We start from the raw sequence: 13712 nt of genomic DNA, 5'->3' as shown, positions 1-13712 counted from the left end.
CATCGGACACCGAACGAAACTCAACCGGCTGCTGCGGGCAATGCTCCAGACTACAGGGGAATGCAGGGCTACCGGGCGTTCTCACAGCTCATGTTCCTTCCCGAGCATGCCGACCGCCGGACGATCCTGACCGGCATCCTAAAAGACAACCCTCTAGCACTTCACAGGGTTTGGAAGCTCCAGAGTGACTATAAAGATGTAAAGTCGGCAAACCGGACAATTTGCGACCATGCGGACTGCGTCCGTTGGCAGATCCATCGGGTTTACAGGGCGCGTAACCAGCTTGTGCACGCCGGGCGGACGCCGAGCTACCTAGAGTCGATAATACTCAACTTGGCCGAATACTATCGGTCTTCGATCGCTACGATCGTGAATCGAGCCCAACAGGAGGACGGAAAGTCGGACATCGATCAAATCGTTGGCGAGATCGGCATCAAGTACTCAAGTACGGCATTTTCCGAGACGCGTATGCCGCCGAGCAACGACTCCCCCTGACCTCTGACCAAGTGGCGATGCTTATGGACTGGCTTTAGTTCGCATCAGAACGGCCGCTTCTCAACAACAGCATCTCGTAAGCTGCCAGTCCGTTCTCGGCCCCAATCGCTGACTAAGGATCAGCGCCATCGTGGATCTTTACAATTGTTGCTGACAGAGAAGGCGGGCGGCACCAATTCCTTCCCCCATATTCGCTTACCAGCGCGCTTAGGGTGGCGTTGGAAATGGACGTTGGGTTCGGCGAAATAAGTGTCGATCGCAATTCTTGTTTCGTCGAGCGAACCGTAGTCGCTGTTGTGAATGACAGCTCGCGCCATACCACTGAACACCGATTCGATCACGTTCAAGAACTGGGCGCCTGCCGGCAGAGGAGCGGTTTCGACGCGCGGGAGCCGGGCGGCTTCCGCAGAGGCGTTGTGCTCGTCAATCCGCTGAAAGAGCTTCTTAGAGACGTGCCAGGAGGCAACGTCCCACGAGAGGAAGAGCGTCCGACTATCGGCATACCGCTCCAGCAGCAGATCCAGCATTCGGATCATCTCCGTTGTGTTCTTCCGCAGGCTATAGAAGTGAGTGACTTGGTTGCTTTGCAGCTCCAATGCGGCCGTCATGATCATGCAGCCTTTCGATTTCTGCCACTGGGGCACAACCCGGTGCCGGCCAGGTGGGTCAAGCATGCGACCGGGTTTCATCTTGACAGAAAATGGGCCGAACTCATCGATTGGAGAAAAAGGCCTCGTTGGATGCGAGCCTACGCAGTATCGATTGAACCACGTCCAGTTTTTCACGGTAGGCAGGATCCTTCGACGTCAGGACAGTTCTCTAGTTTTTCCATTTCCATCCCGCGTTGCGGATGATCTGGCTCACAATCTGTGCGCATGCCGCGAATCCTTGGTCGGCGAGCACCTTCCTCAGATCACGCATGATCCAGGACGTGCGGTTAATCCCATGATCCATCGGCGGCTCATGCAAAAGGCGGAAAACCGCATCCTTGAGGTCCTCTTGCTCAGCCTTCCGCTCGCCTCGCGTCTCCGGCGCGAGGAGTTGCTCCACGCCTCCCTGGTGATAGGCCCGGAGATACCGACGGGAGGTCCTCCGATCCAATCCGAGGCAAACGGCGATCTGATTGTTAGGGAAGCCTTGCTCATGTGCGAGCGCCGTGATGGCGCGGTCACGCTGTCGCTTCTGCGGCATATGCACGTTGCCCAGAAGTCGCGCGATCGCCTCCGGGTCGCCCGGGATCGGCTGTAGCAGGTGGCCGCCTCTCAAGCGCTCGATCCACTCTGCTACCTCCCGCTTTCGTTCAGCTTGACGATCTTGATGAAGCCGCAGCAAATCTTCGAAGATTCTTGTGGAACGAGGGCGCACAACCGATAGGTTCTCGCGGTCCGCACTATTGTCAGGCTTCTATAGCGTTCCGGCCACCCGCCGCGTGCACATCCAGATCAACCTGCGGAACTTGGACGCTGCGGCAGTAACGGCGTACAGCAGAATAGCCGCCGGCATACCCATGATGGTCCCGAAGGGTCCGAAAAATGGAGGCAACGCTTCTGCGATCGCGCTGTAGCCGAGATTCATCTTCGACTAGCATGGTATCAATCAGGCTCCGGTACGCGCTGATCGACGTCGGCAGCTCGGTGCGGACGAATTGGCCCGGTGCTTCCTGGCGCACCATTTTCCTGACAGTCTTGCGGCTCAGGCCTTTGGATCGGGGAACCTCCCTGATCGATTGACCTTTCGCGAGGACACGACGGCGGATGTCAGCCCATCGGATAGGATCCGTGTACATTGGATCGCCTCGTTTCGTGATTTGCAGGCTCTCGATATAACGCCTATGCGCCATCCAGGTAGTACGCCTTCTGCGCCGGGTAGTAGTCTTCGAACGACGGCAGCGCCTTGCCCTCGCGCGCGGCGACCAGCATGTCGAGGTAGTACTCCCAGCCCGGCCCTACGTCGCCAGCGAGTTTCCGGTCGCTCAGGTGCTGCACGAAGCGCAGCTCGGTCGTGTCGTCCGTCTGCGTCAACGTCAGCTCGATGCGCCACTCGCCGTAGTCATCCTTCATCGTGACGACAAGGCGGCGCGGCGCCTCGCATTCTTGGATCGTCACATTCGTCCACGGCTGGCCCTTCTCATGGACCAGTTGCAGCCGCACGATCTTGCCCGGGCCGGCGTCGCCGTCCCAACTGCCGAACCAGAGCGCGGTGTTCTCGGACTTCGTCACGCTCGTCCAGACGTCATCGATGGGTGCGCGGAACGTGCGCGTGAGGATCAGGTCGTTGCCACGAACGCGGCCAGTGGGCTTTGGGCTCATGCTGTCTCCTTCTTGTTGTTGTTCGCTGGTTCGCGACCCGCGCGAACTTCTGCAGTGACTTCAATCGTCCAGCGCAATCTCGCGTCGACCGCTGGAAGGTTCATTGGGGGCTACCCGAGAGTGGAGAGCTGACGATCAATGCCGAAATCGCACGTGTCCATAGCACGTTGTTCCATTTCCCGATGTCGGCAAAGGGCGCGAAAGCCAATATCTCTGTGGCGCTTCGGAACTGCATTTACGCAAATCAGGAACGATATCTTTCGCCCTGCCCCTACCTGCCACAAAGCAGCGGATTGGGCGGCTAGGTCGCAGCTAGTGGTGAAATTCTGACGCTTGGTACCGGGCCGAAATACCGGTTTCGGACCCGAAGCGAACTCTTGCTTCAGCGCGCTCTCCCACTCACGCGAGTTCCCTGCAGGCGCTATCTTGTGCCGGCAACGCCGATCAAATGGCCTTCCGGGTCCTCGAACTTGCCGACCACGAGCTCTCCGCTCGGCGAACTGACCGGCCCCAGACGTCGTGTTCCGCCAAGGCTCTCTGCTTTGCGAAGCGCGGTTTCGACATCATCGACGCTAACATAGAATGTTACATGGCTGTCGTAGCCATCGCCCCCGGCAACGCCGCCGGCGATACCGTCGCCGTTCTGATCGCTATGGACGAAGCCGTAGTCCGTGGGATTGGAAATTGCTTCCGATACCGGACTGCTGGTATCGAAAGTCCATCCGAACAGCTCGGTATAGTAGCGCCGGAGCTTTTCCGGCTCCTTGCCTATGATCTCGAAGTGAACAACTGGCTGTCCCATATCCGATCCTTTCCTTTGCGGGTCTTCAGTTCGGGAAACCGTATGATCTGTCGGCGAACAGAAGCTTGAGATAGCGGCGCAGGTGATCGAGGCTTTCGGCCGCGGCCTTCGCGTCGCCTCTGGCCTTGGCAAGAATGAATCCCCCCTGGACGACTGCCTCCATATGCAATGCTAGGCTCTCCGGCGTCCACTCGGCCGGTACGCCGTATTTGTCCATCGCTGCGCGAATATCTGCCTCGATCGATCCTACGCCCGCTTCGAGGCTTTCAGCGCAGGCCGCTCCGAGAGCCTCATGGGTGCGATACGCCTCCTGAATGATCGTTCCGGCGAAACAGGTGAAATCGGGCAAATCTCCCGCCAGTAGCGCCTTGCGAAAATCGACATAGGCGATGAGCCGGGCGAGGGGGTCGGCTTCCTCGCGGAAAGGCGCTTTGGCGAAGATGCCGGCCGCCCGCGCGTTCCAATGCGCCACGGCTGCAAGCGCGAGGTCTTCCTTACTCTTGAAGTGGTGAAAGAAACTGCCCTTGGTCAGCCCCGCCTCGGCACAGACGTCTTCAATACGCGTTGCCGCATAGCCCTTGGTCCGGACCACCTTAATCGTCGCATCGAGGAATCTCGTTCTGGAGTCGTGCTGTCGCAGCATGTTCCGTACCCACTAGTCGGTATATAGTATACCGACTAGTGGGTACGGATCAAGCGCCCATATGGTCTTCTTGTCAGGCACTCGATCTGTTTGCCAAACGCACAGGATCGCCGAGGCCATGTCCGGCGCGCCTCAACCATTCAAGGGAACGGATTCCCCCACCCAAATCGGGTGTCTGTGTCGGGTACCAAGCGTCAGATCCTCACCACTAGGAACGGTCAAGCTGATGGTACTTCAAAGATCAGCGGCGCCTCTTGAAAGGCGATTTGCCCTCACCTAACTCGTTTCTGCCGGATGCCGCTATCGGGGCCTGGCACGGGAACGACGGTCCGATCACTTGGTGGACCGAGTTCGGTTCATGTCGCTTCGCAAGGAGGATGTGTTCCGGCGTTTTGCCCGAACCCTCCTTCTCGTGCTTGCGAATTCGCGCGATCGACCGCCTCGGTTTCTGCCTTGATCGCCACCCCAATTGCCTCCGATTGATTCTGCATCCGGTCAGCACGCGTATTTTGCGCGTGGCGAGATCGTGTCTGGTCGTGAATCGAAGGAGGATGCACATGCTGTTATCGGATTTCGGCCGCATCGGGTTCGACCCGTTTCTGGAAATGCGGCGCATGCAACAGGAAATGAACCAGCGCCTGACCGGGCTGACGGCCGGTGCTGCTCAGGAGTTTCCCCCCGTCAATCTTTGGGTTGGCGAGGACAGCGTGGCGGTTACCGCCGAACTGCCGGGCATCGCGCCCGACGAAGTCGATCTCACGGTGCGCGAGAACACGCTGACATTGAAGTGCGAACGCGAACCGCGGACGGAGGATGAGAAATCCGTCTGGCATCGACGCGAGCGCGCCTACGGAAGCTTCTCGCGCACGGTGCAACTGCCGTTCCGCGTCGATCCAGAACAGGTCGAAGCGCGCTTCGCCAATGGACTGCTTGAGGTCGAACTACGCCGGCCGGAGGCAGATCGGCCGAAGAAAATACAGATAAAGGGATGAGAGGAGGCAAAAATGGCTCAGGAACTGAAGGCGACCGAGCGTCAGTCGCCCACCACGCTTGACGGTGCCGAGCGGACCCGCTCACGCCCGGTGTTCGTGCCGCGCACCGATATTTTCGAGACCCAGGACAACGTCGTCCTTCTCGTCGATATGCCGGGCGTCGCTCCGGATGGGGTGGACATCACGCTCGAGAAGCGAACGCTGGCGATCCGTGGCTACGCGGCTGATCAACAGCACCAGAACTATCGCCAAGTCTACGCCGAATATAGCGCGGGCGACTATGAGCGTGTTTTCGCGCTGTCCGAAGACATCGATCGCGATGGAATCGAGGCGTCGCAGAAGAACGGCGTACTGCGTCTGGTGTTGCCGAAGGCCGCACCGGCCAAGGCCCGCAAGATCCAACTCAAGATGGCTTAGCCAACGGATCATAAGGAGGTTGACGATGCAGATCAGAGATCTGACTCCGTGGGGCAAAGATAAAGGCAGCGAGACCGCGAAGCGGGACGAGGACAACGCCGTCTCTTCCCTGCAGCGCGGCGTGAATCAGGTATTCGAGGATTTCTGGAGGCGGTTCGATCAACCGTTCGGCGCATTCGGACGCCGGGATGCCGGCGGACCAACCGACATTGTCGAAACAGATAGTACCCTTGAGATATCGATCGAGCTTCCAGGAATCGACCAGAAGGATGTTGATGTTTCGCTGACGGACAATGCTCTTACCATCAAGGGCGAGAAGAAGAGTGAGCGGGAGGAGAGCAAGAAAGGTTATCACCTGTCGGAGCGGTCTTACGGCTCGTTCTATCGCTCGATTCCGCTGCCGTCAGGTGTCGACACCAACAAGGCCAACGCCGAATTCAAGAATGGCGTCCTGACCGTGACGCTCCCGAAGAGCCAAGAAGCCCTGTCGCGCGTCAAGAAGATTGACGTGAAAGCCAACTGAATTCATCGATATTGAGATGCGGCGGACCACTGTCCGCCGCATCTTGGATTTTTGCTTCGATTTGCGCTGTGTGTGAACCGCGAGTGCTGCTCGGGCCCTTGGCATTTAATTTGAGAATCCGCGCCGGCAACTAATGACATCGAATTTTCCGAAGACGGGGCATGAAATTCAACGGATTCATGACCTTCCGGCTGATGCAATTGCAGTTAAATTGAGAATCTGAGCTACCCATTCTCGCAATTAACTGCCAGACCTAACCGAAACGACCACATTCTCACGACTAACTGCCAAGCGACACTCGCGCTTTGCCCTGCAAAAGCTTCGCCGGATGAACATCGGCCGCAACGCCACTGCATGGGTTCACATGCCGTTAGAGCGATAATCGTCCGTGTCTTAGGCCGAAGCCACGGACGCCCCACCGTCGCGACCTAGAAGCCGATCGTACTGCGCTTTGGGCTCGCTGTAGGTTTCGCCCGCCAGTTCGATCAATCCGTCGCGATCCCGGATTACAATTTCGCCTCGGTTTGCCCGGATCAATAGCTTGCCCTCCAGAACTTGGATACCCACTGTGACGCCGGGCCGGCGAACACCCAGCATGACCGCCAAAAAATCGTGCGTGAGCGGCAGAGAGTCGCCGGCTACCCGGTCATGACACATCAGGAACCAGCGGGCTAAGCGCTCCTCAATTGTAAGGCGCGCATTCGCAATGGCTGTATAGGCCGTCTGGACGCCAAGAGCTTCCACATACCGCAGCAAAAATTCGCGCAGCGTGGGGCTTTGTTTCAATGCGTTCCGGAAGGCTTCTGCCGGGATTCGTATGGCTTCTCCCGGCAATTGCACGACGCAGTCATGAATGGACGTGTCATCGCCCAACACCATCGACGTTCCGGCCATGCCTTCGAACCCGAGCAAACCTGCTTCGGCATTACCGCGCCCTGCCATCTTTACGACGATCGACGCTACGCCTTGTTCCAAGAAGTGGACGAAGCGAACGAGCGAACCTCGGCGTTCGAGGCAGTCCTTCAGCTTCAGACCCACACGTTCCATGTGTGGTTCAAGCAACGCTAGGTCGCGCCCGCTCATGTTGCACAGAAGCAGATTGTTGTAGGGATCATTTTTTGGAACAGGCATTCGGCTCTCCCCGTGTTTGGGGCAAGAGCTCACCTGCCACTCTTGGCGCCCGCGCCCTTGACGACGTGCAAGCGATTTCGAATTGTATGCTACCGGACAAAGTTTAGCAAACGGCCCAACGTCACCCGTAGTCGACGAGGTGCAATGTCATTTCGTCTTTTGCCGATCTGCGGTGACCTTCACCTTGAACGCGAGAACGGCCTCTACCAGCGGCGGGCTTTGTTCTTCCCTGACCTCCACAACCAAATCGCGACGCAACGACCCGGGAAGAACATCCTTCGCCATCTCGGCAACAACCGTCTCTGCCTCGGCGACAGCGTCATCGAGGCTTTCCAGTTCCATGCCCTGATCATCCGGGAAAAGGCGGCCATTGTCCCGAACGTCGAAATAATAGCGGGTCATGCGGCCTGAACCGCCGCCAACTTCATGTGTTCCGTCTTTTTTCATACCCACACACTTGCGGCTTAGGCAGCAAAGAGATCAGCGGCAATGCCAGCCGCGGGAATAGCCATATGAGACCGCTATTCGGGTCAGCTCCAATTCGCGCTCCACAACGCCGTTTGCCACAAGCGGCCCTTGACCGCTCCCCGCGCGTTACCGCCGCATAATGCGATTGCCACGTCCGCGGCCACTTCCATATCGGCCACGGCTTCGCCGTCCGGTGCGGGATGCGGAGCGGTCATAGAAGAACCCGTTGATGCGGGCGGTGCGGAAAGCGGGAAGTTTGACGGCAGGCGAGCGGCAGGCAATTCGCCTGTATCAACAGTACGGACAAGGGACCTTGATCTTATCACACGGGAAGGCTCGCAGGTTGGACAGTGAGGAATAGCCCGTGCCAAAATCGTCCGTCGCGATCTCGGGCGCCGAGGCCCATAAGCTTTGCGCAGACGCGCGAGCGCAGGCCCAAATCTTTGATAAGAGCTTCGGTAATTTCCAGTTCGAATGGATCGAGACCGGTTTCTTTCAATACCTCCTTGACCGACTCCGGCAGGTTCGCGCCACGGAGTTGAGCAGCCGAGACGTTGACGCTGATCGTCAGCGCTCGTTGCCATGGCCGCGAGCGAAATAGGGGCAAATTGGGGGAGTTCATTGACGTGCAGGAAGCGGCCCCCGGCAATGACCTGCCGGGGGCCAACCCCTTCCGCCCAAAGCGGTTATGCGGCGTGTTCCAATGCGCGTTCGTTCACACCGCCCTCGCCAAGGGCGGAGAGTGCTTCGTCTGTTTTCGTCTCTTCCTCGAGCGTGGCTTTCAGGAGTTCCACCGCTTCGGGTTTTCCAAGCTGTTCCGCCCACGCGATGAGGGTGCCGTAGCGGGCGATCTCGTAATGCTCGACCGCCTGGGCCGCTGCCACTAGGCCCGCGTCCAGGGCCGGGGCACCCTTATACTCTTCGAGGATATCCGAGCCTTCTTCGAGGATGCCGTCAATGGCCGGGCAGGTCTTGCCCCGAGCGGACTTGCCGAAGATTTCGAACACCTGGTCGAGACGTTCGACCTGTCCTTCGGTTTCGGCGCGATGTTTCTCGAATGCCGCCGTCACCTCTTCGGACTCTGCTCCCTTCGCCATTTTCGGCAGGGCCCTCAATATCTTCTTCTCGGCGTAATACAGGTCCTTCAAGCCGTCGAGGAATAGGTCTTGAAGACCCTTCTGATCCGTTTTTGAGGCCTTCTTCGTGGTTGCCATTGTGGTCGTCTCCGGATTGGAAAAAGCCTCGCTATGTCGGAGGCCACTGATAACCCGCCGCTCCAATACTTGTTCCCATCATTTCGGAGTATCGAGCGGTCGACCGTCCATCAACTTCGCGATGCCCTTCTCCAGCGGCCCGACTTCCTCCTCAACCTCTTCAAGCTTAAGCTGCGCCGACCTAGCGTCTTTGCGAAACGCCTTGGCCAAGTCAGGCGCCGACCTCTGCGGCGCGCCGAGGACGCGCGGTTTGTAGATATGCTCTTTCGCCCATTTGCGAATGAAGGCCAGCCCTTTGAAGCTCATGCCGTACTCCCTTTCGGCACCGCAACCGTCAGCTCGTCGGTGATCGCTTGCTCTAGATCGACCACCGCCTCTTCAAGTTCCTCGAGCGGAACGCCGGCTTTCTTGGCATCGGTCGCACATTTTTTTGCGAGAATCCGTGCCGACTTTTCCGGCGCCTTGAGGTGCCGGTCGGTAACTTTGGCATCGAGCCATTTGTCCATGAAGTCTTCGGCGCGTTTGCTCATTTTGAGCCTCCAAGCGAGCTCCTTGGCGGTCAATCGACAGAACGCGATGCTATGCAAAAGGATGCTGGGAAATGATCAGGATACGAACGGCTGGGCCCGACGGTGGCCGATACTACGAACGTCGCCGATGCTGTCGCCATGCTCGACGAGCAGGGGACAGCCATTCGAGGCCTGGTAACGGACGTGACTCTTGGTTCGCCCGAATTGACGGGATGGGATATCGCCAGGCGTGCGCGAGAGCAGGATCCTAAAATGCCAATAATCTACACGACCGCTGAGAGCGCTGATCGGTGGGCTGCAATGGGCGTTCCCGACAGCATTCTGATCCAAAAGCCTTACGCGACGGCGCAGATTACGACGGCGATTTCGCAGCTTTTGAATACAGCGACGCCCTAGAGCATTTCAGGTTTTGACGGAAGCGTACCCTGCATTTGCGAAGTAGTTGGTGCATTCGGCGGGTTCGATGGTTGTGACGAGGTGGCCAATGTGTCGCCAGGTGTCCTCGATGGTTCGCTTCTGCGCGGCGCGCATCCAGTGCTTGATCTTGGCGAAGGCCTGCTCGATCGGATTAAGGTCGGGCGAGTAGGGCGGCAGGTACCAGAGCCTGGCGCCGGCGGCGCGGATCATCTGCCGGACAGCGGCCGACTTGTGGGAGCCGAGATTGTCCATGACGACGATGTCGCCGGGCTCAAGCACCGGCACGAGCTGCTGCTCGACATAGGCGCGGAAGCACTGGCCGTTGATCGGCCCGTCGAAGACGCAAGGCGCCGTCAGTCGGTCGCAGCGCAGCGCGCCGAGGAAGGTCAGCGTGCGCCAGTGGCCATGCGGTGCGAAGCCGCGCAGGCGCTTGCCCTTCGTGCCCCAGCCGCGCAGCGGCGCCATGTTGGTCTTGATCCAGGTCTCGTCGATGAAGACCAGTCGCTTCGGGTCGAGGCCGGCCTGAAAGGATCGCCAGCGTTGCCGGCGGCGGGCAATGTCGGCGCAGGCCTGCTCAAGGGCGAACAGCGTTTTTTTTGAACCGCAGCCCCTCACGGCGCAGGAACTGCCACACCGTGTCGTGCGACACCTTAACCCCCCGCGCCGCCAACTCTTCCTTCAGCCGGTGCAGCGACAGATGCGGCGTCTGATTGATCCGCTCCACGATGAACGCTCGGTGCGGCTCCAGAACACGCTTGCGGTGGCCGCCCATCTTGCCGGGCGCGACAGATCCACTCGAACGATAGCGCTGAGACCACTTCACCGCCGAGGACACGGCAATGCCGAAACGAGCCGCGACAGACCGGCAGCTCTCCCCTGCCTCGATCGCACCCACAACACGCTCACGAAGATCATTCGAAAGAGGTCGTGTCATCAGATGCTGGCCTCCTCTCCAGCCAGCACCTTGAATCACAAAATCGGCCAAACTGGAATCCCCGTCGATTCCGTCAAACGCTGAACCGCTCTAGGGGGTGCAGATTACGACGGCGATTTCGCAGCTTTTGAATACAGCGACGCCCTAGGGGGTAATGATCGGAGCGAACCACTATGTGGCGCATGTAGAGCGGGTCGCGTTGCGCTGAACAGGTGCTCCCGGCATACGGCTCATCATAGATCTTTCTTTCCGAAGAAGGACGCGTGCCTGCCACTCAATCCCGAGCGGAACTCGGCCGAATTCCGCATAGCCCTGCCGAATGTAGAACTCAGGCGCCTGGAAACTGCTCGTCTCCACGACTGCTTGCTTGCAGCCACGTCTCCTTGCTTCTTGCTCAACAGCTATGAGCAGCTGAGTGCTATAGGATTGGCCGCGCAAACGCGCGGGCAGGAAAAACATGTCGAGGAAGAGAAGCCCGAGCTCGGTCCGTCCCCAAAGGCCGCCCAATGCTGCGCCTGAGGCATCGCATAACTTGGCTCCGATGCGAGCACGATCATCCGTTCCAATTACTGCCACGTCGTAGTGATAGAGCGCCGCAGCAGCTTCAGCCTTCGCGGTTTCATCTATCGACAGAATGATCCTGAACTCTTGCGTCGTGGCCATTTTCGGATTTTCCCCGGAACACTGGCGAAAACAGTATGAACTTTCGACTTCGGCTGACGTTCCTGATGCGTGGTTCAAAAAGTCTTTGTGTTTGGCACCTTAAAAAGAGGCTTCCCGCTTCACGACCAAGGAATGTCCGACGCAGCATTTCTCGGTGCCTACATATAGGCGAACTTCACGGTCCTAAGCTTGCTAGTGTTTTGTTTGCATCTAAGCTGCTTGTGCTTTGCTCAACGTAGCCTTCATGTCCCGAGCGGGCGGTAAGCCGAACATGCGACCATATTCCCGGGTGAACTGGGAGACGCTCTCGTACCCGACCGCAAACGCCGCGCTGCTCGAGCTCGCCCTCTGCGACAGCATCAGTCGCCTAGCCTCGATCAGGCGCAACTGTTTCTGGAACTGCAAGGGCGAGAGAGATGTCACAGCGCGGAAGTGCTGGTGGAATGACGACTGGCTCATCCCCGCAACAGACGCAAGATGTTCCACCCGCAGCGGCTGCTCGAACTCGGTTCGAAGCACCGCGACGGCTCGAGCCACCCGCTGCAGCTGGCTGTCTGGCAGGCCGAGCCGCCGGATCGCCGGTCCGTGGCGTCCGACAAGAAGCCAGTAATGCATCTCGCGCATCAGTTGCGGACGCAGCACCGGCACGGCTGACGGACGCTCGATCAGACGCATCAGCCGCAGGGCTGCGTCAGCAACCTCGGCATCGGTCGGCGCAACGCGCACCGGCGCGTTGTCGCCGACTAGCACGGCCTTCATCTCCACCGCGAGATCGGCGATCACTGCTGGATCCAGATCCAGGGCAAGCGCGAAATAGGGCGCGGCGACGCTGGCCCGCGTAATCTGGCTCACTGTTGGCACGTCGGCCGTGATCAGCAGCGAATCGCCGGCGCTGAACGTAAAGGCCTGGCTTCCCATCGCGACGTGCTTGGTTCCCTGCAGCACGAGACAGACAAGCGGCCGCGAGATTGCGTAGTCCAGACCGGTGGGCGCGGTCGCGCGAATGGTCGTCGGGCCAGGAATCGGAGTCCGGGCGACGCCGGCCGGACCATCATTGGCTTCGGCATAGCGGCGAACGGCAGTCAGGAGCGCATCGGTCATGGTGCAATTCTAATTGCTCCCCCACGATGGGTAAACCCGCGTTGTAGGAATGGGCAAAGAATCGGACCGTTCGGGCAAGAGCTGCCCGACGCCTTCTGCGAGATCGTCAACCGCGTTCTTCTTCTGCGAGCCGATGATCGATCATATTGGTCCTGGACTGCTGGGCAAGCTCACTTCGGAGGAACAGGCAAAGATCATCGTGGTTCCGGCAACAACGGCCAGTTCTTGCTCGATATTGGAGCCGTCACAGCAAGAGGAGTTGAACCAATGACCAAGATTGCCCTTGTCACCGGTGCCAGCCGCGGGCTCGGCCGGAATACCGCACTCAGCATCGCGCGCGAAGGCAGCGACGTGATCATTACCTATCAGAGCCGTGAGGAAGATGCACAGGCCGTCGTTGCCGAGATCAAGGCAGTCGGTCGCGAGGCGATGGCTTTCCGACTCGATGTCGGCGACGTATCCGAGTTTGCTGCATTCGCAGAGCGCCTGCGGCAGGCGCTGCGCCAGAATTGGCAGCGCTACACTTTCGATTGCCTCGTCAACAATGCCGGTCATGGCGATATGGCTTCCATCGCGGAGACGACTGAAGCACAGTTCGACAAGCTGGTGGACGTCCACTTCAAGGGCGTGTTCTTCCTGACCCAGGCTCTGCTGCCTCTGATCGCGGACGGCGGCCGGATCGTAAACATGTCCTCCGGCCTGACCCGCATCTCCTTCCCGGGCTTCTCGGTCTATTCTGCCGTGAAGGGTGCGGTCGAGGTGCTCAGCGTTTACATGGCGAAGGAACTTGGCAGCCGCGGCATTGCCGTCAACACAGTGGCGCCGGGCGCGATCGAGACCGACTTCCTTGGCGGCGCGGTCCGCGACACTCCGGACCTCAACAAGACCTTCGCGGACATGACCGCGCTGGGCCGCGTCGGTGTGCCGGACGACATCGGGCCGATGATCGCGGGCCTGCTGACTGAGAACAACCGCTGGATCAACGCTCAGCGGATCGAAGTGTCCGGCGGTCAGGTGATCTGATAGGGTGTGATGATCGCACCGATCATGCCCGCGAACCGGGTGAGTTGCAT

General features: G+C 59.1%; 20 protein-coding genes. 6 read left to right on the top strand and 14 right to left on the bottom strand.

Annotated features, from left to right (window positions below; all coding sequences use genetic code 11):
• Window positions 1–614: 614 nt before the first annotated feature.
• The 5 genes from ABVK50_RS30140 to ABVK50_RS30120 form a co-directional block, all read right to left on the bottom strand.
• Complete coding sequence (locus ABVK50_RS30140) at window positions 615–1169, bottom strand: transposase (protein ID WP_353646935.1); 555 nt, start codon at window positions 1167–1169, stop codon at window positions 615–617.
• 145 nt (window positions 1170–1314) lie between these two features.
• The gene (locus tag ABVK50_RS30135; RefSeq protein WP_353646614.1) at window positions 1315–1827 is read right to left on the bottom strand and encodes a helix-turn-helix domain-containing protein; all 513 of its coding nucleotides are present in this window, start codon (window positions 1825–1827) and stop codon (window positions 1315–1317) included.
• Window positions 1828–2324: 497 nt separating this feature from the next.
• Window positions 2325–2804: an SRPBCC family protein gene (locus tag ABVK50_RS30130; RefSeq protein ID WP_353646613.1), complete on the bottom strand. Its 480-nt coding sequence runs from the start codon at window positions 2802–2804 to the stop codon at window positions 2325–2327.
• A 421-nt stretch (window positions 2805–3225) separates the two neighbouring features.
• Window positions 3226–3606: a VOC family protein gene (locus ABVK50_RS30125; RefSeq protein WP_353646612.1), complete on the bottom strand. Its 381-nt coding sequence runs from the start codon at window positions 3604–3606 to the stop codon at window positions 3226–3228.
• A 25-nt stretch (window positions 3607–3631) separates the two neighbouring features.
• Window positions 3632–4249, bottom strand: a complete 618-nt coding sequence (locus tag ABVK50_RS30120; RefSeq protein WP_353646611.1) for a TetR/AcrR family transcriptional regulator — start codon at window positions 4247–4249, stop codon at window positions 3632–3634.
• Between the two features lie 392 nt (window positions 4250–4641).
• Here ABVK50_RS30120 and ABVK50_RS30115 point away from each other — a divergent pair, with 392 nt between their 5' ends.
• From ABVK50_RS30115 to ABVK50_RS30105, 3 genes are read left to right on the top strand one after another with little or no spacing between them, the layout of a single operon-like run.
• Entirely contained in the window at window positions 4642–5241 is a 600-nt protein-coding gene (locus ABVK50_RS30115; RefSeq protein ID WP_353646610.1) for an Hsp20/alpha crystallin family protein, read from the top strand.
• Window positions 5242–5253: 12 nt separating this feature from the next.
• Entirely contained in the window at window positions 5254–5658 is a 405-nt protein-coding gene (locus ABVK50_RS30110) for an Hsp20/alpha crystallin family protein (RefSeq protein WP_353646609.1), read from the top strand.
• A 25-nt stretch (window positions 5659–5683) separates the two neighbouring features.
• Window positions 5684–6181 carry an Hsp20/alpha crystallin family protein gene (locus tag ABVK50_RS30105; RefSeq protein ID WP_353646608.1) on the top strand — a complete coding sequence of 166 codons (498 nt, stop codon included), beginning with the start codon at window positions 5684–5686 and terminating at the stop codon, window positions 6179–6181.
• A 393-nt stretch (window positions 6182–6574) separates the two neighbouring features.
• Here ABVK50_RS30105 and ABVK50_RS30100 read toward each other — a convergent pair whose 3' ends face one another.
• From ABVK50_RS30100 to ABVK50_RS30075, 6 genes are all read right to left on the bottom strand, one after another.
• Window positions 6575–7312 (bottom strand): Crp/Fnr family transcriptional regulator, encoded by a 738-nt coding sequence (locus ABVK50_RS30100; protein WP_353646607.1) that lies wholly within the window; start codon window positions 7310–7312, stop codon window positions 6575–6577.
• A 147-nt stretch (window positions 7313–7459) separates the two neighbouring features.
• Window positions 7460–7654 carry a hypothetical protein gene (locus tag ABVK50_RS30095; protein ID WP_353646606.1) on the bottom strand — a complete coding sequence of 65 codons (195 nt, stop codon included), beginning with the start codon at window positions 7652–7654 and terminating at the stop codon, window positions 7460–7462.
• A gap of 448 nt (window positions 7655–8102) precedes the next feature.
• The gene (locus ABVK50_RS30090; protein ID WP_353646605.1) at window positions 8103–8402 is read right to left on the bottom strand and encodes a hypothetical protein; all 300 of its coding nucleotides are present in this window, start codon (window positions 8400–8402) and stop codon (window positions 8103–8105) included.
• 64 nt (window positions 8403–8466) lie between these two features.
• Complete coding sequence (locus ABVK50_RS30085) at window positions 8467–8994, bottom strand: ferritin-like domain-containing protein (RefSeq protein WP_353646934.1); 528 nt, start codon at window positions 8992–8994, stop codon at window positions 8467–8469.
• A 78-nt stretch (window positions 8995–9072) separates the two neighbouring features.
• On the bottom strand, window positions 9073–9300 hold the full coding sequence (locus tag ABVK50_RS30080) for a hypothetical protein (protein ID WP_353646604.1): 228 nt from the start codon (window positions 9298–9300) through the stop codon (window positions 9073–9075).
• The gene (locus tag ABVK50_RS30075; RefSeq protein ID WP_353646603.1) at window positions 9297–9524 is read right to left on the bottom strand and encodes a hypothetical protein; all 228 of its coding nucleotides are present in this window, start codon (window positions 9522–9524) and stop codon (window positions 9297–9299) included. The genes ABVK50_RS30080 and ABVK50_RS30075 overlap by 4 nt, the downstream gene beginning before the upstream one ends.
• 138 nt (window positions 9525–9662) lie before the next feature.
• On the opposite strand from ABVK50_RS30075, the gene ABVK50_RS30070 reads away from it, so the two are divergent.
• Window positions 9663–9920, top strand: a complete 258-nt coding sequence (locus ABVK50_RS30070) for a hypothetical protein (protein ID WP_353647078.1) — start codon at window positions 9663–9665, stop codon at window positions 9918–9920.
• Between the two features lie 6 nt (window positions 9921–9926).
• Here the strand turns inward: ABVK50_RS30070 and ABVK50_RS30065 are convergent.
• The 3 genes from ABVK50_RS30065 to ABVK50_RS30055 all read right to left on the bottom strand — a co-directional run bounded on the left by ABVK50_RS30065 (window position 9927) and on the right by ABVK50_RS30055 (window position 12639).
• Window positions 9927–10875, bottom strand: a protein-coding gene (locus tag ABVK50_RS30065) for an IS630 family transposase (RefSeq protein ID WP_353646601.1) whose coding sequence is annotated in 2 segments (ribosomal slippage) — window positions 9927–10538 and window positions 10540–10875 — 948 coding nt in all. Because the reading frame shifts where the segments join, the coding sequence is not laid out codon by codon here.
• 171 nt (window positions 10876–11046) lie between these two features.
• On the bottom strand, window positions 11047–11538 hold the full coding sequence (locus ABVK50_RS30060) for a GNAT family N-acetyltransferase (RefSeq protein WP_353646600.1): 492 nt from the start codon (window positions 11536–11538) through the stop codon (window positions 11047–11049).
• A gap of 210 nt (window positions 11539–11748) precedes the next feature.
• Entirely contained in the window at window positions 11749–12639 is an 891-nt protein-coding gene (locus tag ABVK50_RS30055; protein WP_353646599.1) for an AraC family transcriptional regulator, read from the bottom strand.
• Between the two features lie 49 nt (window positions 12640–12688).
• Here ABVK50_RS30055 and ABVK50_RS30050 point away from each other — a divergent pair, with 49 nt between their 5' ends.
• Window positions 12689–12910 (top strand): hypothetical protein, encoded by a 222-nt coding sequence (locus ABVK50_RS30050; protein ID WP_353646598.1) that lies wholly within the window; start codon window positions 12689–12691, stop codon window positions 12908–12910.
• Window positions 12907–13662 (top strand): SDR family oxidoreductase, encoded by a 756-nt coding sequence (locus tag ABVK50_RS30045; RefSeq protein ID WP_353646597.1) that lies wholly within the window; start codon window positions 12907–12909, stop codon window positions 13660–13662. The genes ABVK50_RS30050 and ABVK50_RS30045 overlap by 4 nt, the downstream gene beginning before the upstream one ends.
• The last annotated feature ends 50 nt before the right edge of the window (window positions 13663–13712 follow it).

This window comes from Mesorhizobium sp. WSM2240 (assembly GCF_040438645.1).
Taxonomy (GTDB): domain Bacteria; phylum Pseudomonadota; class Alphaproteobacteria; order Rhizobiales; family Rhizobiaceae; genus Allomesorhizobium.
The sequence above is the reverse complement of the archived record's forward strand: the minus strand, read 5'-3'. Positions and strand labels throughout refer to the sequence as shown.

Coding starts and splice junctions, on each gene's coding strand:
- ABVK50_RS30140 (WP_353646935.1), bottom strand. CDS start 1,169: ATGCTTGACCCACCTGGCCGGCACCGGGTTGTGCCCCAGTGGCAGAAA.
- ABVK50_RS30130 (WP_353646613.1), bottom strand. CDS start 2,804: ATGAGCCCAAAGCCCACTGGCCGCGTTCGTGGCAACGACCTGATCCTC.
- ABVK50_RS30125 (WP_353646612.1), bottom strand. CDS start 3,606: ATGGGACAGCCAGTTGTTCACTTCGAGATCATAGGCAAGGAGCCGGAA.
- ABVK50_RS30120 (WP_353646611.1), bottom strand. CDS start 4,249: ATGCTGCGACAGCACGACTCCAGAACGAGATTCCTCGATGCGACGATT.
- ABVK50_RS30110 (WP_353646609.1), top strand. CDS start 5,254: ATGGCTCAGGAACTGAAGGCGACCGAGCGTCAGTCGCCCACCACGCTT.
- ABVK50_RS30105 (WP_353646608.1), top strand. CDS start 5,684: ATGCAGATCAGAGATCTGACTCCGTGGGGCAAAGATAAAGGCAGCGAG.
- ABVK50_RS30100 (WP_353646607.1), bottom strand. CDS start 7,312: ATGCCTGTTCCAAAAAATGATCCCTACAACAATCTGCTTCTGTGCAAC.
- ABVK50_RS30095 (WP_353646606.1), bottom strand. CDS start 7,654: ATGGAACTGGAAAGCCTCGATGACGCTGTCGCCGAGGCAGAGACGGTT.
- ABVK50_RS30090 (WP_353646605.1), bottom strand. CDS start 8,402: ATGAACTCCCCCAATTTGCCCCTATTTCGCTCGCGGCCATGGCAACGA.
- ABVK50_RS30085 (WP_353646934.1), bottom strand. CDS start 8,994: ATGGCAACCACGAAGAAGGCCTCAAAAACGGATCAGAAGGGTCTTCAA.
- ABVK50_RS30080 (WP_353646604.1), bottom strand. CDS start 9,300: ATGAGCTTCAAAGGGCTGGCCTTCATTCGCAAATGGGCGAAAGAGCAT.
- ABVK50_RS30075 (WP_353646603.1), bottom strand. CDS start 9,524: ATGAGCAAACGCGCCGAAGACTTCATGGACAAATGGCTCGATGCCAAA.
- ABVK50_RS30070 (WP_353647078.1), top strand. CDS start 9,663: ATGCTCGACGAGCAGGGGACAGCCATTCGAGGCCTGGTAACGGACGTG.
- ABVK50_RS30060 (WP_353646600.1), bottom strand. CDS start 11,538: ATGGCCACGACGCAAGAGTTCAGGATCATTCTGTCGATAGATGAAACC.
- ABVK50_RS30055 (WP_353646599.1), bottom strand. CDS start 12,639: ATGACCGATGCGCTCCTGACTGCCGTTCGCCGCTATGCCGAAGCCAAT.
- ABVK50_RS30050 (WP_353646598.1), top strand. CDS start 12,689: ATGGGCAAAGAATCGGACCGTTCGGGCAAGAGCTGCCCGACGCCTTCT.
- ABVK50_RS30045 (WP_353646597.1), top strand. CDS start 12,907: ATGACCAAGATTGCCCTTGTCACCGGTGCCAGCCGCGGGCTCGGCCGG.